This is a genomic window from Nitrospiraceae bacterium (assembly GCA_020632595.1).
In the GTDB taxonomy this organism is placed as follows: Bacteria; Nitrospirota; Nitrospiria; order Nitrospirales; family UBA8639; genus Nitrospira_E.
In genome coordinates, this window is the sequence record JACKFF010000002.1 from 245,124 (window position 1) to 263,232 (window position 18,109).

Consider the following 18,109-nt stretch of genomic DNA (forward strand, 5'->3'; position numbering starts at 1 on the left):
ATACTCCAGAATAATCTAAGCGTAGTTGAATGGAGCGTGAAAGCCGGCCACTTTGGACCTTACGGTCGCCATACCTTGACGCATGCTACGGGGTAATTTAAGGGTCTGTTGAAAAAAGCCGCCAGCGGCGTTCTCGCAATTTTTCCGTGCTCACGTACTAAGCGTACGCTCCGCGCGCAAAAGCGGCTGCGGCCTTGCTGGACGGACCCTTCGGGAAGACTCAGGGCATGCTTTTTTGAACCGACCCGGAGCCGTTGATGAGTGATCTAATCCTGGGCAAATTTGCCCTTGAAAATCTTTATTATTCAACACTCCCTTTAACGAAATCACTGTGGCGGATATTTTCGATCTCGTCGAGGGACGAGGCGGAGCATACCCAATTATCATTCTGCGTCAAGAAAGGGGATATTGTTGAAGGAGTATGGATGAAAGATTTTCAATAGGGGTCCATTCTCTAGCGGGTGATCCATGTTGGATCGTTTCCGACCAACTGTGCCAGTGCCTCCAGTTGATGAAGAAGCACGGTCGCTTGTTGGAAGACATGGGAAGGGAACGTGCGTCCGGGATAGGGAATGGGTTTTGGAGGGTCGTGGCTTTTCATTTGCGCATGAAGATAGGCCAGATCCGAAACCAGGAGGGTGGCCATATCATAGACGTCGCTTGGTTCCAATTGCCGGGATACTCCGACCTTTTGCGCGGCAGGCAGATCAAGATGAAGAACAGGAATGCCGGACTGATGGGCAATCGTTTCCAGAATGGCATAGCATTCAACCAGGCGGAGAAACACATCGCTCGGCTGCTTGCCCCTATCGAGCGGGGGAGTCTCCGAAGCCACCTCCGGTTGGGGAAGTCTGGCCAGCAATTTTTTAGCATACCGACTGGCTAGAAGCACCTGTTGCGACACATCGCTGGGTGAGAAGTGGCGCTCCTGCAGAAGGTTAATTTGGCGGTTGGCTTGCACAATGGCACGTCCGGTTTCTGTCAGACCGGTCGAGGGATCTTCGGGGCGCTCCGCAATAATTTCCTTCAGGCCTAATTCTTCCTTAATGGCCAGAATACGAAGGTAGCTCGCGTTTACCATTTTCCAGATATGCAAGGGTGCAAGAGCGGAAAGGGAAATGGGCTCCGGAGAAAGTCCTGTGCTCCCCGTGAGTTCCAGGGCCAGATGGTCGGCTTTCTGAAAGAGGGTGAGGGCCTGGAAATAGGCTTCATGGGCTTGAACATTGGTGACGATGGTTTCAAAATGGGTTGCCGGCGGTTTTCCCATTTCAAACCGGATCAATTCCAGGGTATCACGAAGCATCTGAACCCGGGCCAGGACATCCGCAGGCGTGATTTCCTTGAGAGAAATGGAATGTCCGCTCACGGGGTTGGGTTCATTCAGGCTGCCTCCGTATGTGGCCGGCACCGTTCCAATGCTCACCATGAAGAAGAGCGCCACACCGGATAGGCTGATTCTCATGGCTTGAATATGTTTATCCACTCTGTTCACCCCTTCTTGAGTCATGCGGATTTTCCCCGGACACTGACGTTGCCTGTTGTTATTGCGATTGGTCCATTGCCTTTTGGGCTTCTTCAGGTGTCACAACACCTTCCTGGATCAAGTTCTGCAGCGCACCTTGAAAGGCATGAGAGGCGGTCTTTCGGATTCCCCGGACTCGTAAGACCGGAGGGTATAATCGAAGAAGGTCAGGATTCTTGATTTCGATGAGGAACGATTCGCTTTCACCGTATGGGGGGAGTTCTGCCTGGCCATCAACCGGAACACGAAAATACGGTTTCCCATTTTCAGTAGTCCCATCGGTCCCTTGAATATCGAGGCTGGTGGTCACATCACGGAGCTGTGCCATATCTTGAATTTTGTCCACGACGAGGATCAGGGAGTCGGCCTCAATGGGATCGCCGGTCTGATTTTTCAGTCGGACCAGATACCGCACGTCGCCACGAGAGGAAAGCCTTCCTCCTGAAAACAATTCGCCTCCGCCTGAAAAACTTGTTCCGGAATCATAGGAAAGCAAAGGAATGACTCCTCCCGTGAGATCGACGAGTCCATCAATCGAAGAATCTCCAAAGGCTCTTTCACCGACCCCTCCATAACCTAAAAGAACCAGCAGCAGGCATGCGCGGCCAAGATTCGTCAGGATCTCCCTCTGCAGCAATTGAATCATCGTGGCGTCATCTTACAAAGAACGTGATGACACTGCAAAGATGCCTATACCGGTTACTTGGCAATTTCTAACTCCCGATATTTTGTGTAGAGAAACCGAATCAGGTCATATTCGAACGGAGAGCCGGTTTGGTAGTACCGAAAACTCAATCGATGCCTCGTATCCACTCCCCATGTCACAGAAAAGGGAAAACTGCGTTCAAGATGATTGTTGAGATGTAAGGGAGTGTACAAATAAAAGAATCTGGCCGCGGAGTCTGTCAGTAGTCCGGCGGTGTCCCTCATGGATGAAGGTCCGAAAATGGGAAGTACGAAATAGGCTCCGGGGTTTAGTCCGTAATGCCCGAGCGTTTGCCCGAAATCCTCTGTCTGTTGGGGTATACCTAAGGGAGTGGCATGATCAAAAAACCCTCCTAATCCGAATGTGCAATTAATGAGGAAGCGTCCCAAAGTGTTCAGTGTGGCTTCTCCCTTGAGCTGAAGCATGGCGTTGAACAGATTACGGATGTCGGCGATGTTCGAAAAGAAATTTGAGATTCGATCCTCGAAAAAATCGGGCATGACGGCTTCATACCCTTCCACCACCGGCAGGAAGATATATTCATCAAACTGGGCATTAAATTTATACATCCCACGGTTAAACCCTTCGATGGGATCATAGACATCCACGAGATATCTGGTGTTCGAATGCACGATGTCTTTTAGTGACCGTTTCGCCGGTTCAATCATTTCATCTTCAGCGTCCGGAGGGGTGGGGGCCTCTCCCTGATGCGCAGGATCAGGAATGTTTTCTGAAGCTGTCGCCCGGGCTTGTGCGGTCCGGAGATACGCATGAGATTCTTGAAGTCTGCGCTCTAGGTCCTGGATTTGTTGATCGAGTTGAGATTGGAAGTCGAGAGAGGGCCGGTAGGAAATTCTCTTTAGCATATGAGAGGAAGGAGGCTCGTTCAGCCTTGTTGCCAGATGGGTTGGATAGCCAACAGCCATCGGTGTGGGCATGGGAAGCATGGCTTCAGGGTGTTGGGCCATGTTGGCGGGAAGCGGGTTTCGAAAGAAGTTTACAATAAAACTGAGGGTAGTCCGGTGGTCCAGATTGCCGCAATGTCCTCCACGGGGATAAATTTTAGCCCGCGGCCCGAACACGGTCTTGAGATAATCCAATTCGCCGGGCGCAAGGATGATGTCGTCCGCATTATGCAAAAGTCCGATTTTCGGGGTGTGTCTTAGGTATTCCTCCAGGGTGGCCAGGCTAAGGCTTGCGATGAGCCCCTGTTCCGTCATCCACGGGTATCTGGATTGAAAAAACGGGTAAAACATTTCACGAAAATAATCCAAAAATGTCACGCGATTGGATACTTTAAAATAGTCCGTCATCGAGTCGGTTGCCGACAAGACCAGATTTTTCGGTTTGATATATCCCGAATTGGTCAAGACGTCGGCCGTGAAAATCATATTGGCGGAGGAGAGGCGAAATGAGGTGCCAATGAGCGCAGCCAGGACCCCATCAGAAGGTTGCCGGTTTTTATAGGCTGAATATAAAAAGTCGCCGCTAAAACTCACGAATTCCCCATGCCGGTATTCTTCCGAAAAGGCATGAAACACTTTGTCGAAAAAATCCGGGAATTGATCGGTGCCGCCGGGAATATTGTCAGCCAACATGTCATCAAGGATGGAGGTCGAGGTATATAAGCTCACCGGCGGGTTGATCAGCAGAACTTTTGTAAAATGGAAATCTCCCTGCTCCCCGTCAAGCTGGGACACAAAAGCGGCCTGGGCTGCGCCCAAACTGTATCCCGTGAGATAAAACTCTGTGACCTCGATTTCGGTTTGAATGTCCAGCCAGGCCAATCGCATGACTCGATACAAGTCTTGTGAATCCTCCAGAAGGTGACCGGGGATTCCGGTGCGGGAGGCCGAGACGATAAAGTCCGGATGGGTGGGCGAGGATAAAGAGAGAACATGGAAGCCGGCTTGAAAAAAGGCTCGCTGCAGAACCTGCATCTTTTCGGAATTATACCCTGCACCGGTTCCGGCAATGACAAATATCAATGGCGCGGCTTTTTCCTGGGCGACCAATGAATACCGCATTTTTTCCCCATACCAGAGAATGTCGGGGAGAGTACGATCCGGAAAGACGGTCAGTTCCCGATCTTCAACGGGGATATGCTTGGGAAGGTCGGCTTTCAGCGCCGTCGGCGTTCCAATGACTGTCGCGGCATAGGGACTGACATCTGGATAATCATAGGAGGTCTCTTGCTCCTGGGCGTGAATCGTAGATACAAAAAGGGAGGGCAACGATAGCATGAAAAGAAGCAAGACACGGGTATACATACACCTCCTTTATAATTTCGCGTGTGGGCAAAATTGATCCGGGCACCAGGAAAATGATCAAAATGTGCTCCCGCATTGTGCGGAATAGATTGGAAATTTTCAACATTAAAGTGCAGCTCTCCTCCCGATCTCCATTCTCCAGTCATGCCTCAAGCGCCGGCCCGATTTGGGCTCATGTCATTTTGTGCGAAGCAGTCATTTTGGAAAAGGGAATCATATACTAGAATTCGAGAGGACCATTTGCACAAAAATGACCCATGGACTGGAAAGCGCATGAACATGGCAATGTCACTATGTGTCCAAAAATCAAATGGCCCTGTATACAATTCAATGTGCATTGCCATCGAGAACATTCTTTCATGAATGCGAATTGTGTCGTCGACTGAAAACTATTGAAAAACCTTGTGCGCAGCCCTATTTGAAGCGAATTCTTGATGCCCGTATCTATGCCCTTGCCATAGAAACACTCTGGGATGAGGCTTCGCTCGTTTCCAGCTGCATGGGTAACCGGTGTGCTTTTTCAAAATTCGCAGAGCGTATAATCGTTGGTTACACGTCACTGATAAGCAGCGGGCCGGTGCCGCCATTGGGGCCTCTACGGACAATCGCGCAGATAGTCTAGCGTTGCGGGTCATGCGCCTTGGGGTGCATGCCACCATCGTGATGCCGGGAACAAATACCTGCGTTTTAGGTGGATGCTGTCATCATTGTGGTTGAAGCCGGAACGAATGACGCTAAACAGCAGTAGTTACGTCATTCACCCGAATGGGAAATGAGATAGGAAAAATCCAAACAGAGCAAAATTTCTTTTAAACTGATGGTTCTTTCCAAGGGATCAAAATCTGACTTCGGTTTGAAGATAGAAATAATTGGTATTATTGGCTGGAGGATTTCCTGGCACATCAGTCTGATTTGTAATATAAGAGCCCTTAAAGAAGTGTTCATAGCCTGCATCTATGGTAAAGCTTGGGGAAGGACGCCATTGAATTCTGACCTGCACATCCTGTCCTAAAAAATTTCCTGCCGCCCCCGTTGGATCCTGCATGCCGGAGTTGACCCACTCATCCCGGGATTGGGCCAAATACCAGGCTCGATATTTTACATTGATATCCAGGGTTGGGAGTGGGTGAGTGATCAGCCGGATGCCCGGCGAGCTGATGTTGGAACGATAGAAAGGGCCGAAGAGACTGGTTGAGGTATATTCAAAATTGCGCGCACCAAAGAGGCTGTCAAATGTATGGCTTTTGTTCCCATTAGGATTGTTTGTGCCACTGGCGTAATCGTACATGGCCAAAATCCTGGGTGACCATGGAAAGGCAAAGGTATAACCAAGTGAGAAATGTTGAAAATAGGCAAAATGATCCATGTTGTCCAATGTGCCGAATTGCCAGGCAGATTCCGCTTCATAATCATACGCTCCAACTTCCGGTTGTTGATAGACCCGGACTCCTAAGGTTGAATGCCTTCTTTCGGTTCCTCCGTCCTTCTTCTCTTCATCTCTGCCAAAATAGTAGAGCTGGGTCCTGGCCCAGGAAAAGTGCGAGTTTTCATAGGAAAGCCCCCAGAAATAATTACCTCCATTGGTAAACAAGCCAAAGCGATTCCTGGTGTTGTTATCGGCAACAACTTCTGTAAAAAAGGCGCGGAAAAACCACTGATCGGTCTCAGCTACTCTTAAATGAATGCCATCAAAGGGCTGGGCAGTATTGGGAAAACGAGAACGAGCGACGAGGCGTCTTGACCCGATGTCCATATTGATGCGACCGACGTGAAGATCCGTTCGAAGGCCGGTCTCCAGGAAATTTTGGAGAGTCATAGACGCAAACAATTGTTGGATATTGGCCGCATTAAACGCGGAAGAACCAACAATGTCTGTGTCGGCCTTTTCACCGGAATTCGCTCCTTGAAATTCTAGCTGCGCCCGGAAAACCTTCCATTTTGTGGTGGCCCGAAAGCGGGTTCGCTGATCCCAAGCCCAGGTATTGCCTTTCTGGTCGGCCTTAAAAGGGTAATCAAATCCTTCTCGACGAACTCGATTGGTAAAGCCCAGGTCCAACCACTCGGGGGTATTGAGGGCAGCGGACAAATACCGGGGCCAATTGATAAGGTTTTCTTCCTGAATAATCACTTGATCCGGATATTCATTCCAGGTCCACTTCTGACCGTTTCGAATCCGCTCCCATACATTTTGAGGAATTTCTCTGGTTCTTTTCCTGACTGCATCCAAGCGCCAAAGTAAGTAGGGATCTTCCGGCGGAGGAGTCGGCTTTTTGTGGGGTTCCTCTCCCAGGGACGGGGATGCCGTCAGCAGGAACCAACATAAGGAAAGAGACATGACCTTTCCGGCATTCCTGATCTGGGTGAACCTTGGCCGCATGGAAGCTATACTGAGATATAAAGCCCTGATTTAGGCTGCTCTAAAGTGCCGGTTCTTTCGACAATTGCATGGATAAAGGTCGGAGCTGATCACTCCTCGGTCCCCTCTCCATTGTCTGGAGGGGGTGGCGGTTTTTTTGCCTGAAAACGGCAAGTGGAAATATCAATGCTCAGGGACTCGCTTTCACCTGTTATGCTTCTTTAGCATGAATTTTTCTTCGGATGACAACCCTGACAAAGTGGAAGCGCCACAAGATAGCACTCTATTGCAAAAAACTCATTAAGACAGAGCACACTCACGCAACACTCGATTAAACCAAACTTTCTGATCTACCCATCCTCAGGGTTGCTGAGAGGATCATTTTTTCCGGCGTGAGAAGATTAAAAAGTCAATTTGGCACCCAGCCAGGTATTCAGATTTTTTAACCCCTTTTCAAAGCTTTCTTTTCGATGTGACCCCTGAAACCCGGCTGTGATCTGAAGTATCTCGTTTACCCGATATCGGGAGGCAATGTCCCCCTGGATCACATTTTCATGTTGTCCCTTGCGTTCATCCCCCTGGATACCGGTGGTCCATCCGTTAAATTCATAATGAAGTCCCATCTCCAAACTAAGACGTTCTGTGATCTCATATTCAAATTCTCCCGTCACGAAATGATTGAAGTAAGAAATATCATCTTGCAACTCCGGCTGCTTTCGCCCATCAGCCAATCCTCGTTCATAATGGTAGCCCAGAGCTAACCCGATCTTCTGCGTGGGTGCCCATTCCATGTGCGTCCCGATAGTCCAAAACCTGGTATCCCGCTGTCTAAAGGGTTTATCGTAGTCCCGCAATCCATAGCGGCCATAGAGAATAAGCCGGAGATCGTCCATGCCGGGGATTTGTTGAGCAAGCCCTCCAGCCCAATAATTAGTGGTGACCTCTTCATTTTTTACTTGTGGGGGATTTCCGTCAGACTCCTCAATCGGCCGCACCTCATTTTTCCCTAAAAATAAATCGGGTCCGAAAAAATAGCGCATCAGGAGAGCTGTGGTGGAGGTTAGATTATGGGAGGCCTCCACGCTCAATGATCCGTGATTGAATTGCGTGTTGTTGGTAAACACAAACCCTTGTCCACGGACACCCAATTCGGTAGGTCGACCCATCAACGAGAAAGATTTCATGATGTGGGCCGTAGGTTCAAACACCACATCGTCTCCCTGGTTGGCGAGAAGGCTATCAATAACCGGTTGGGTGGGGTCCTGGTTTCGACTCAGCCGCCGTGTCGAGGAGAACAGGGCGGCATCGTCGGTATAGTAGACATTGCTCTCGCCGGTGACCGTCCACCCGGCAAACGAGGGTGATGCGAGAAAGACGAGAATTCCAATGAGAAGAGATGAAAAAAAAGGCATGTGAGCAGGGTCTCCTGTGCCGGTTCGTCTCAAGAACATCAGCCGTCGGGTCCGCAGTTGTCGACGGACATGTATCCTCCTTGCGTCATGTCTGCGAGTCAGGGCAGGCATTTATCCTCAGGCACACACAGATAAATTTCCGATTGGACATTGCAGGAATGACGGGGTTGAGGGATCCCTCCCTGCAGGGTGAAGTAGAACGCCGTACGTCATGTTCCAAGAAAACCCCCTGCTTATCCTTCTTCAGACATGATCCGAGCCGCCAAGTCGAATTTGGTACCGTTCAGGGCCAACACCCCATCGGCCTCAGAATGTTGGAAAGGACGCCAGGGTTTTTAACGTATCTATTCATGCTGAGGCAATCAAAATCCGAACCCTTATCCTGGGAGCTTTGTTGCGGGGGAATGTCTGACCTCAGGATCCTGAGTGGGTCGGTTTAAAAAAGCCGCCAGCGGCGTTCTCGCCATTTTCCCGTGCTCACGTACTCAGCGTACGCTCCGCGCGTACAAACGGCTGCGGCCTTGCTGGACGGACCCTACGGGCAGACTCAGGGCATGCTTTTTTGAACCGACCCGGAGCCTTTGATGAGTAATCTAATCCTGGGCAATTTTGTCCTTGTTAATCTTAATTATTCAACACTCCCTGAGTCGAAAAGGGTCAGAAGTGTCTGTTATAGTTTTGTGCCAGAAAACCGGGACAGGCAGAAAGCTGATGGGCGACCACCAATCGGCCCCCATGATTGGAACGGGGGAACGGCCTATCCTCCTGGACCCTTTGAACGCAGCAATCTTGAGAGGGTTTCTGTTGTGACAAACGGCCGCAAATATGACAAGTCGATCAGGAGGAAGAACGACACAGCTCTCACGGGCAGGCAGATGAAAATCTTCAGGTGCATGCTTTGAGAAATGTCCTTTGTGATAAAAACGGTGAATCCGAGATTCGGGAATGCCATTCATGTGGCAAAAGAAAGGGAGTGACGAATGCGAGGTCTCATGAGACTTTTTGTTTTTTGGTCGATTCCGGTTTTTGTCGGATGCTCCAGTATCTCCGTCAGTTCCGATTATAATGAATCGACTGACTTTACCGCGTTGAAAACATTTTCATGGTTGCTGAAAACGCCGGAAGGAGCTATCGATCTGGGTGGGGGCAACCCACTGGCCCGGCAAAGGATTCAGGATGCTGTCGCAGCCGAGCTTGCGAACAAGGGATTCATGGAAATTATCGATGGGAAGTCAGATTTTTACGTGACCTATTTTGTTGGTACTCAGGAGAGGATTCAGGTCCAACCTATGCAAGGTCCCCTGATGAGACCGTATCGGATGGGTATGGGCTACGCAGAAGTTTACCAATACGAGGAAGGCACGCTCATACTCGATCTGCTTGATTCGAAGAAGCAGCATGTCATCTGGCGTGGGGTTGCCAAAGGAGAGGTGGATTGGCAAAGATCCCATGAAGAGAAGACGGAGCTAATTGATGAGGCCGTCCATAAAGTTCTGGCAACATTCCCCCCAAAACGTTCCTGATGCATCACGGTTGGCTTCGCGAAGTCCGACTACCATGGAATCTCTTTTAAAGACGCTTCTCGATCTTAAAAGATATGCGATCAAATTGCCGGAAAGTCCTTTCATTGGCATGGGGCTGAAAAGTAGCGTGGCGTGAAGCGGATGCGGCCGTTTACGGTCTGTACACAGGCCCGCCACTGAAGGGGAGCTTCACTAAATCTTTCTGGTTATGGTAAAATCAAACGGTTTTCCGGGAAGAATTAAGAATTTTATCTACAAAGGAGGAGAACATGGAAGCTGTCATTGGTGGTGTGGTGGTCGGAGCTGTTGTCGCAGTGGCTGCTCCCTCCATAGCGTCGGGAATTGGATCGGTACTTCGGCCTATGGCCAAAGAAATTATTAAAGGAGGTCTTGTGGCCTACGCCGCTGTTTCAGAAATGGTTTCTGAAACCGGGGAACATTTCAATGACATTGTGGCTGAGGCCAAGGCAGAAATCGAGCATCACGATAAAAAAATGCCGCGGGCTAAAGCGCAGCAGGCTTGACCAAGGAATAGCCCAAGTTTGGCAGGCAATACCCCGCTCAGCTCACGCAAATCTTATGTCGGGGGATGAGCTGTTTCCAGGATAAAAAAGGACGTGAGCCATTGTTGAAGTCGTGTGCCTTGATGATTGTTCTCTATCAGAAAGTCAGGACTCAGGGGCAAAATGCGGAGGGGAATACATTACTGTCCCAGTTGGTACCCTTAGTGCCGGCTTGAAGGATAGGGTCAGATTCTACCCTTCTCAGATTCATTCACCAGCAACTTCAGTGGGCCTCTGACCTGAATGAGGAGGAGCTGTATTATCCCTTCTGCTTGGCATAAGTTTGGTCTTTACCCTACCTGTTTTTCTTCCGTTACTGAAGTCATTTCCCCCGAATCCTCTTAGCTGCTTAGAATTGCCATGATTGCCTGTGTGTGGAATGAAGGAAGGACAGTTTGTGAAGAGGTAAGACTCTGCTGCTTTATTCCCGCGCGAAATTCGATTGCCCTGAAATATTTGTCGAGCGGTAAAAGACGAACAGTCTTAAACCCCGGTTTGGATCCACTGCCCATCATCTCTACAGTTTTTCCGGCCTTTGACAATGTCTCCAAACACATTTTCATTTGAATGACTCGCACTGCTGAGCGTTTCCCTTCCTCGGTGATGGCTTTCCTTCTCAATGTCACAAAATATGAATTCCATAGGAAAGATGCTAAAGCCGGTCGTTAGAGATTTCATAAAAAATTTAGGATTGAAGTGGAAAGGATGTGTGGATCTGTCTGGATTGTGGTCCACCTGGTACGCAGTGCGGGCCATCCTGATAGCGGATGGCAATTCCGGTGAGCGATCTCACCGTTGTGTCATACATCATGGGCGTTCCCATGCCGTAAGGCGAATACCCGAATCCACCTATTGTGTATCCGGTTGTACCGTATCCCCCGTACCCGCCCATACCATAAGAGGCATATCCCCATCCGGGGTAGCCGTAATTGTACGCATACCCTCCGTAGGCGGGAGTTGAGACTGTCCGTTTTGTTCCCTTATAGAGCACGACGGCGTCGGCCCCTAAATCAGCCGCTTTTTTGATAATGGCCCCTTCCTCGTCTGCATAACTCTCCGCCGAATCCAGGACACTCAATTGGGCCAGGGCGATATGAGGGCATTTTGGCTCTAGAGCCATCACTTCCACATCTAAAGTCGATTTTTTGGGTGGAAAGGTTTGGCTCGTTAATAGAATGGTATCGACTGAGGTACACCCTGTCATGATGAACCATATACCCGTCAAACATAGGGCAAATAATACGGTCGGTCGTTTTACGCAATCCATTCGGGTCTCCTTGCCTTATCGCAAATATTGTTCAATCAACTTGCTTTCTGTTTCTATGCGCAACACTTCGATCCCGGCCCGTTGTTGTCGATAATCATTCATGGCCTCTTTAAATTCTTGAAGTCGGCTAAGCCAGGCTTGTAAGGCTTCGGGTTTTTTTTCGGGATGGTCCTGGACTTTCCGCAAGAGTCCCTCAGTGAATCGCAATCCGTCGAGTTGCAGCTTCCATTGTTCCTGATGCAGTTCCCAGCCTCTCAGATCAAGATTCCGGACTTCCTGAATGAGAGGATCATTGGAATCCGGAACCTCGCGTAAAAACTTCATCCGGTCCGAAACCTTCTCAATGTTAATGGTCAATTCGGCAATGTGGCGTTCGATGTCCGTGATGATGAATGGTAAGGGGTGCATTTCCTCATTTGCGGCCATGGAGTTTCCCATGATTCCCATGGTCAAGGTCAGCACCATTGCGAAAATGTGCGTCATGCGTGACATGCTCATAGCATAGGCCTTTCTTTGTGATCGAAGTGGGTTGGGAAAATAATGAGATTCTGGAAGCTGGTTTGTTTTTCTGATAAGTGATTTGGCAGTGAGAATCCTGCCAACTGAGGGTTACGTGTTTATCTTCTCTTTCATTTCAGGGTCTGTTGAAAAAAGCCGCCAGCGGCGTTCTCGCCATTTTTCCGTGCTCACGTACTACGTGTACGCTCCGCGCGTACAAACGGCTGCGGCCTTGCTGGACGGACCCTTCGGGAAGACTCAGGGCATGCTTTTTTGAACCGACCCGGAGCCTTTGAAGAGTAATCTAATCCTGGGCAAATTTTCCCTTGAAAATCTTTTTTATTCAACACTCCCTTTCACGAACGCAAGGTTCCAAACGAGATGCCATTTCACCATAAACTCTTTTGTCCAGGCAATGAAGAATTTCCACAGGCGGTATTCTTTTGGGAGGTTCTCAGTCTAGGAGATATCTTCGAATCCTTCTGAGTGAGAAGGTCCTTTAACCCATGCGTAGATCCGACCTTATGTGGCCTTCTCTTGCAGAAAGAATCGGGTCACTTGGACATTGATTGGATTAGCTGTGGGATGATAGCGCTGTGGACTCTTCCTTGATTAGCATGATCAAAGAAAATAATCTGGTAAATTACTTGGCCTCACTAATAGAGCTTCCCTTTTTTCTGTCCTGTTGCACTTTCTACAGGTTCTTGAAGTCAGAAAAAAAGCGCCTCCTGCTACTGGCAGGAGGCGCCCAATTTTTTGAATCCCGGGTGTGAATCCGAAGGACTAAACGGCTAAGGCACCTAAGACCATAAAAGCCGCCAGCACTCCCAAGAATGACGCGAGAACTTCAGACAGAAAGGACATGGCATCGCCTCCTTTGCACGGTAGGGTTGAACTGTCCATTGCCTTTCAGAGGCAACGGCCTGACTTTTTCCACTCAGATGGAAAAGAAATATTTGGAAAGAAGCAGAATCGGCGCGCCCGGCAATCCCGGAATAATAAACAAGACCGCACCCACGACTAACGAAAGCCAACCCATAAAATTATAAAATGACTTACTCATGTTGACGCCTCCTTTTTGGGGGTGATTGTCATTCCGGCATGTAATGCTTCACAAAAAAAGTGCTTGCGGCAATATTCTCTCCTAGAGACTGGACTCTTTCCCATTCATTGGTAAATCCACACCGGGTACTCTTGTGAGGGTTTCTGAATACCCCATTGCGAAAGGCCCTCATGATTTCATGGAAAAGTTTAACTGAAAAAGGGTATAAATCAGCAGCATATTTTCACAAAAGAATATGATATTGTGGAAAGGATTGAGGTCCTTTGGAAAATTGGTAGGACGATCGATGGTAGGGACACCCGGAGTTGAACACGCCGGAAAAGACGACTGTGAAGGTATAAAGCCTGACTGTCATAGCCAACAGTCCTTGGTAGTCAAACTGAATTGATTGTTAGAGCTCCTCTTTGGAGAGCTTACCTTCTCTGAAGGCGATGGTCTTTTCAATGGCCTCGGTAAACGTCTCCCCATAGGCAAAAATTCTATACCCGAGATAGCCGGCGGCGACCCCTGCCACAATCTCACCGACACCAATGGTCATGGCTGCAGCAACGCCCAAACCGCCAGTCAAAACACCGCCGACATTGGGATGTTCATGAAAAACTTCCCAAATTCCACCGGTAAGCGCGGTAATGCCTCCTTCCAGGCCTCCTAACGCTTCTTTGCCACTTGCGGCGATTGAGTCAGTCATTGATTCTGTATCTGTTGTGCTGGTTGCACTTTTCGCCATATCAACATCCTTCTCAAATAAAAAAATCTCAGCCCCACGTCACCATGGAATTCTAACGGAATCATGGCAGGTTGTAAAATTCTGTGAAGAATTCCAGGCCCGGATATTGCTGTTCCCCACCTCTCGTCCTGCCGGAGAATTATGATGACGATGATGAATGTGTCAATTCCGCCCTGGCCTCTGTGACCAGCTCTGAAAAGGTGGCTTCGATTATCAAGCCTCCCTTGACGACTCCTTTGACGACAGGGCGAACACTTTGTTGAAGACCGGAAATGATGTAGGGCGAAAAATACCCTACCGCGGCCGTAGCCACAAATCCGATCGCGCCCCAGATCAAACCCGCAACGCCAGTCTCCATGAGATCCTCCTCTTCTTTAAATCTCTTTTCTTATTTCCTGTATGGAAAAGATTTAGCCTTCAACGGTTGTTTTTTTTGCCTGCTTGACTTCAGATTTTGCCTCAGCGACAAGATCTTGAATGTGTTCCCCTGACTCAGCAACGAGTTCTGATGTCGCGGTAAAGGCCGCCATTCCACCCTTAATGACCCCCTTGGTGAGCGCACGCGCTCCTGAAATTACTCCGGAAACGAGCGATGGAGCAGCTAACGCGGCAATCGCTCCAACGACCACACCCCCAATGATTGGCAACATACAGACTATCTCCCTTCTTGAACAGGTTTACGTGAATACTCTCGAAGCATGCGATCAATAATGCTTCTCAACCCTATGGGGTTACGCCGGGATGTCGAGAAGTTCCCCTTCCAACACAGGAAAGCGTTGTTCCTGCCCCCCGTTTTCAGAAATATCATGCCTCACCCCGTGCGGTTCCAACACCAGCATAGGCCGTGGCGGTGCGGCTGGCTTTCCCATAATGGGTCGAAGGCCATTCAAGGTGGCAATGATGGCTGACCCATTACTGAGGAGGGTCGCGCCGATGGGACCGAGGATTCCAATACAGGCCAAACCCAACGCAATGGTATTGGGAATAGAAATGATTTTCCAATTTTGATGGATCAAGCTGATCGCTTCACGACTAATGTCAATGGCCGCGGGGATCTTCCATAGGCCTCCATGGAGTAAGGTCACATGGGCCGTATCCTGAGCGACCTGAGTGCCACCCTCCACGGCAATTCCGACATCGGCAAAGGCAAGGGCCGGGGAGTCATTGATCCCATCTCCCACCACGGCCACCTTATATCCTTGTCGTTGTAGGTCCTTCACCACATCCGCTTTATGGCCGGGGAAGACTTCGGCGATGTAGCGGTCAATCCCCAAATCCATGGCGACGCGTTTGGCAACTTTTTCATGATCTCCTGTGAGCATGACGATTTCTTTAACCCCACGGTCCTTGAGAGCCTGAATCACTTCAATGGCCTCCGGCCTGATAGGATCGGTATAAGACAACAGACCTGCGAGTTTCCCATCCACGGCCACACAGAGGGGAGAGACGGCACGATCTTCCATGTCGCTGATTTGCTTTTTAATCTTTTTTGAAAGCGTGATGCGTTGTTCCGCCATATACCGGTGATTCCCTACCAGCACAATCTTATCGTCCACTATGGATTCAACGCCAAGCCCCAGCGTGTAGTCGGATGTGGTCCGCTCCGGGATCATCAGTCCACGTTCCTGCGCAGCACGGACGATGGCTTGGGCTACAGGGTGTGTCAGGCGGTTCTCCGCAGCCGCGGCCAGGGTCAAGACTTCATCTGCGGTGAAGGAGCCAAGTGGGCAAATGTCCACCACGTCGGGGTGTCCCATGGTTAAGGTGCCTGTTTTATCAAAGACCACAGCATCCACTTCAGCCAGGGTTTCCATATGCCGCCCGCCTTTGATTAAAATCCCATGGCGGATCGCTTTTGTCATGGAGCAGAGGACGGTCGTGGGAGCTGCGATTCTGATTCCCGTTCCGTAGTCCACAATTAACACGGCCGCTGCGCCGGGAATGCCGCCGCCAATGACGGCGCCCACCGCGCCAAGTCCAAAACTATAGGGAACCAGGTCATTGGCCCATTTTACGGCATAGTTTTGAATTTTGGTCTCTCTGGCCGGGGCGCCTTCAACTAAACGCACAATTCGGGCGGCTTCGGTTTCATCTCCGATTTGTTCAGCCTGAACGTACAGTTCACCTTCACGCAGGACGGTGGCGGCATAGACCGGATCGCCGGGATTTTTTTCGACCGGCATGGATTCACCGGTAAGAGTGGCTTGATCCACCAGGGCTTTTCCCGATTGGACGGTCCCATCTATGGAAATCCGTTCCCCCGGGTAGATAACCACGGTTTCTCCTCGTTGAATCTCACTGACGGGAACCTGGATGGTTTGCCCGTTCCGAATGACCCACGCACGAGTCTTCTGGTAAGCCAGAACTTCCTCGATCGCTTTTTTGGATTGCAACACTGTGAGGTCGCGAATATAGTCCGCAACATTGATGAGAAAGACCATACCGGTTGCCATGGGAAAGGCACCTTGTATCGACATCAGCGCGGTCGCGGAGGCATCAAGAACATCCACATTCAGTTTCCCGTCCACCGCGACAGAATGGTAAGCTCGTTTGAGCATAGGCAGTGCAGCAGCCAGGAGAAAGACGGGAACCGCGATTGGTGCAAGAGGTTCGACAAACAGGGCGATGGCAATTCCGGTGCTTGAATACCACAGTTCCGGGCCGGACTCCTCATCAACGGCATTCTCTGCCTGTTCTGGTATGACCTGTTTGGGCTGGTATGCCTCAATGTCCTCATGCCGAAGGTCTCGCAGGAATTGGGAGAGTCTTTCTCCGTCCCAGAGGGTTGAGTCACAAGTTACCGTGACGCTGGAGCAGGTGGAGTTGACTCTGACCTCTTGAATGCCTTCCTGATCTTGTAAAAAGATAGGGAGGGCTTCGGCAAGCTGGGCACGAATCTGTAAGGCAGGGACACGAAGACGCACTCGTCCTGGAAGTGAATGGACAACTTTCGAAGAGGCCATGATATTGGGAATGGTGGCGGGTAGGTTGGAGGATTTTTCTCTGGAAGAGGACTTCGCTCCATTCCCCTTGTTCTGGTCATGGACTGTCTGTCCAAAGGATGTTTGGAGGTGGTCGATGGCGAAATCGTTCGGGGAGACTCCAAGGGTCTCAGCGACGGAACGGAAGAAATCCGGATTAGTCACCTGACATGCATCATAGTGAAGAATGAGATGACCGGTGGTTAAATTCCTTGTGACCTCATCTACCCCTTCCAACTCAGAAAGCTTGAGATCGATCGCTTCTGCGGAGTCAACATTTTGCTCGTCCTCAGATAGTTTTACACGAAGACGCCCTGGAATAGCATGAACAATGGAGGCCGAAAGAACGCCCATGGGGATAATTCCTTTGAATGAAGTGAGGATTGGGGGAATACATCTGCGCGAATTCTAAATTTTTATTTATAAGGATATCGTCGAGTTCTATCCTGTGGTTTCAATCATTAGTTTTGTCATGACCGCTATTGTCCAATTTAAGGTTTGCCTCTGGCTTTCTTGGAAGATTTATCAGACTTGGCTTTTTTCTCGATTTTTGTGCCGGCCTGGCGAACAGTTTTTATAGGTTTGCCCCGACCTTTGGCAGGAGGGGCATCTTTGTCTTTGTTTACTGGCTGGACAGCAGATGGGGATAAGTTTAGACAGGAAGAAATGGATGGATGAAGGGCCAGTACTTCTAAGGCAGTCGGGTCGTATTGAATGAGAAGGCTTCCCGTCTTGGGGTTGGTCTCCAGATGTGTAATCCCATGGACCTTATGAAGGAGGTTTTGAATTTCCTCGGCATAGGCGATATTGTTTTTCAGCCGGTGAAGCTTAAGGCGCACTCGATCAGGCAAAGCGTGGACAACCTGAATGTCTTTTTCGATTTTCATTGGTCTTCCCTATGCCTCTCGGGGCTTTCCTCAGGCTTTTGTGTGTGGATCCTTCGACTTTCCAGATTTTCTCGCTCTGCCTTTTGTTTCGGTTTCTTCGTGGTCACCGTCAGCGGAGGGCGGTTTCATCGTTTCTGAGCGTGCCTCCTCCACGAGATCATTCAATTGCTTTCCAAACCCCGATGCCTTCTCTGAAACCGTTTCATAGACGACGAGCCCGGCTTTCACGAGCTCTTTGACTAAAGGGCGGAACGCTCCAGAAATTCCCCCGGGACCGCTCCCAGCTTGGGACTTGTCCGTTGATTCAGGATCTTCTTTCTCGGGATGAGACATG

The 18,109-nt window shown here is 49.8% G+C and carries 15 protein-coding genes; 2 read left to right on the forward strand and 13 right to left on the reverse strand.

Annotation, left to right across the window (positions count from 1 at the left end):
- Positions 1 to 454 precede the first annotated feature (454 nt).
- The 5 genes from H6750_06155 to H6750_06175 all read right to left on the reverse strand — a co-directional run bounded on the left by H6750_06155 (position 455) and on the right by H6750_06175 (position 8,266).
- Positions 455 to 1,507 (reverse strand): hypothetical protein, encoded by a 1,053-nt coding sequence (locus H6750_06155; GenBank protein MCB9773894.1) that lies wholly within the window; start codon positions 1,505 to 1,507, stop codon positions 455 to 457.
- A 34-nt stretch (positions 1,508 to 1,541) separates the two neighbouring features.
- Positions 1,542 to 2,168 carry a hypothetical protein gene (locus H6750_06160; GenBank protein MCB9773895.1) on the reverse strand — a complete coding sequence of 209 codons (627 nt, stop codon included), beginning with the start codon at positions 2,166 to 2,168 and terminating at the stop codon, positions 1,542 to 1,544.
- Positions 2,169 to 2,221: 53 nt separating this feature from the next.
- A complete protein-coding gene (locus tag H6750_06165) occupies positions 2,222 to 4,498 on the reverse strand; it encodes a VacJ family lipoprotein (protein MCB9773896.1) in 2,277 nt (758 codons plus the stop codon).
- A gap of 835 nt (positions 4,499 to 5,333) precedes the next feature.
- Entirely contained in the window at positions 5,334 to 6,833 is a 1,500-nt protein-coding gene (locus H6750_06170) for an alginate export family protein (GenBank protein MCB9773897.1), read from the reverse strand.
- Between the two features lie 422 nt (positions 6,834 to 7,255).
- Positions 7,256 to 8,266, reverse strand: a complete 1,011-nt coding sequence (locus tag H6750_06175; protein ID MCB9773898.1) for a hypothetical protein — start codon at positions 8,264 to 8,266, stop codon at positions 7,256 to 7,258.
- Positions 8,267 to 9,258: 992 nt separating this feature from the next.
- Between H6750_06175 and H6750_06180 the strand changes: the two genes are divergently transcribed.
- Together H6750_06180 and H6750_06185 are read left to right on the forward strand one after the other, a co-directional pair.
- Positions 9,259 to 9,789 (forward strand): DUF4136 domain-containing protein, encoded by a 531-nt coding sequence (locus tag H6750_06180; GenBank protein ID MCB9773899.1) that lies wholly within the window; start codon positions 9,259 to 9,261, stop codon positions 9,787 to 9,789.
- 269 nt (positions 9,790 to 10,058) lie between these two features.
- Entirely contained in the window at positions 10,059 to 10,313 is a 255-nt protein-coding gene (locus tag H6750_06185; GenBank protein MCB9773900.1) for a DUF5132 domain-containing protein, read from the forward strand.
- Between the two features lie 724 nt (positions 10,314 to 11,037).
- On the opposite strand, the gene H6750_06190 is transcribed toward H6750_06185, so the two are convergent.
- From H6750_06190 to H6750_06225, 8 genes are all read right to left on the reverse strand, one after another.
- The gene (locus H6750_06190; GenBank protein MCB9773901.1) at positions 11,038 to 11,619 is read right to left on the reverse strand and encodes a hypothetical protein; all 582 of its coding nucleotides are present in this window, start codon (positions 11,617 to 11,619) and stop codon (positions 11,038 to 11,040) included.
- A 15-nt stretch (positions 11,620 to 11,634) separates the two neighbouring features.
- Positions 11,635 to 12,102 (reverse strand): hypothetical protein, encoded by a 468-nt coding sequence (locus tag H6750_06195; protein ID MCB9773902.1) that lies wholly within the window; start codon positions 12,100 to 12,102, stop codon positions 11,635 to 11,637.
- A 1,469-nt stretch (positions 12,103 to 13,571) separates the two neighbouring features.
- Positions 13,572 to 13,907 carry a hypothetical protein gene (locus H6750_06200; protein MCB9773903.1) on the reverse strand — a complete coding sequence of 112 codons (336 nt, stop codon included), beginning with the start codon at positions 13,905 to 13,907 and terminating at the stop codon, positions 13,572 to 13,574.
- Positions 13,908 to 14,046: 139 nt separating this feature from the next.
- Positions 14,047 to 14,265, reverse strand: coding sequence for a hypothetical protein (locus H6750_06205; GenBank protein ID MCB9773904.1), 219 nt, complete (start codon positions 14,263 to 14,265; stop codon positions 14,047 to 14,049).
- A 52-nt stretch (positions 14,266 to 14,317) separates the two neighbouring features.
- Entirely contained in the window at positions 14,318 to 14,557 is a 240-nt protein-coding gene (locus tag H6750_06210) for a DUF5132 domain-containing protein (protein ID MCB9773905.1), read from the reverse strand.
- Between the two features lie 81 nt (positions 14,558 to 14,638).
- Entirely contained in the window at positions 14,639 to 17,242 is a 2,604-nt protein-coding gene (locus H6750_06215) for a heavy metal translocating P-type ATPase (GenBank protein MCB9773906.1), read from the reverse strand.
- A 137-nt stretch (positions 17,243 to 17,379) separates the two neighbouring features.
- On the reverse strand, positions 17,380 to 17,775 hold the full coding sequence (locus tag H6750_06220) for a hypothetical protein (protein ID MCB9773907.1): 396 nt from the start codon (positions 17,773 to 17,775) through the stop codon (positions 17,380 to 17,382).
- Positions 17,776 to 17,805: 30 nt separating this feature from the next.
- Positions 17,806 to 18,108 (reverse strand): DUF5132 domain-containing protein, encoded by a 303-nt coding sequence (locus H6750_06225; GenBank protein MCB9773908.1) that lies wholly within the window; start codon positions 18,106 to 18,108, stop codon positions 17,806 to 17,808.
- Position 18,109 lies beyond the last annotated feature (1 nt).

Coding starts and splice junctions, on each gene's coding strand:
- H6750_06155 (MCB9773894.1), bottom strand. CDS start 1,507: ATGACTCAAGAAGGGGTGAACAGAGTGGATAAACATATTCAAGCCATG.
- H6750_06160 (MCB9773895.1), bottom strand. CDS start 2,168: ATGATTCAATTGCTGCAGAGGGAGATCCTGACGAATCTTGGCCGCGCA.
- H6750_06165 (MCB9773896.1), bottom strand. CDS start 4,498: ATGTATACCCGTGTCTTGCTTCTTTTCATGCTATCGTTGCCCTCCCTT.
- H6750_06170 (MCB9773897.1), bottom strand. CDS start 6,833: ATGTCTCTTTCCTTATGTTGGTTCCTGCTGACGGCATCCCCGTCCCTG.
- H6750_06175 (MCB9773898.1), bottom strand. CDS start 8,266: ATGCCTTTTTTTTCATCTCTTCTCATTGGAATTCTCGTCTTTCTCGCA.
- H6750_06180 (MCB9773899.1), top strand. CDS start 9,259: ATGAGACTTTTTGTTTTTTGGTCGATTCCGGTTTTTGTCGGATGCTCC.
- H6750_06185 (MCB9773900.1), top strand. CDS start 10,059: ATGGAAGCTGTCATTGGTGGTGTGGTGGTCGGAGCTGTTGTCGCAGTG.
- H6750_06190 (MCB9773901.1), bottom strand. CDS start 11,619: ATGGATTGCGTAAAACGACCGACCGTATTATTTGCCCTATGTTTGACG.
- H6750_06195 (MCB9773902.1), bottom strand. CDS start 12,102: ATGACGCACATTTTCGCAATGGTGCTGACCTTGACCATGGGAATCATG.
- H6750_06200 (MCB9773903.1), bottom strand. CDS start 13,907: ATGGCGAAAAGTGCAACCAGCACAACAGATACAGAATCAATGACTGAC.
- H6750_06205 (MCB9773904.1), bottom strand. CDS start 14,265: ATGGAGACTGGCGTTGCGGGTTTGATCTGGGGCGCGATCGGATTTGTG.
- H6750_06210 (MCB9773905.1), bottom strand. CDS start 14,557: ATGTTGCCAATCATTGGGGGTGTGGTCGTTGGAGCGATTGCCGCGTTA.
- H6750_06215 (MCB9773906.1), bottom strand. CDS start 17,242: ATGGGCGTTCTTTCGGCCTCCATTGTTCATGCTATTCCAGGGCGTCTT.
- H6750_06220 (MCB9773907.1), bottom strand. CDS start 17,775: ATGAAAATCGAAAAAGACATTCAGGTTGTCCACGCTTTGCCTGATCGA.
- H6750_06225 (MCB9773908.1), bottom strand. CDS start 18,108: ATGTCTCATCCCGAGAAAGAAGATCCTGAATCAACGGACAAGTCCCAA.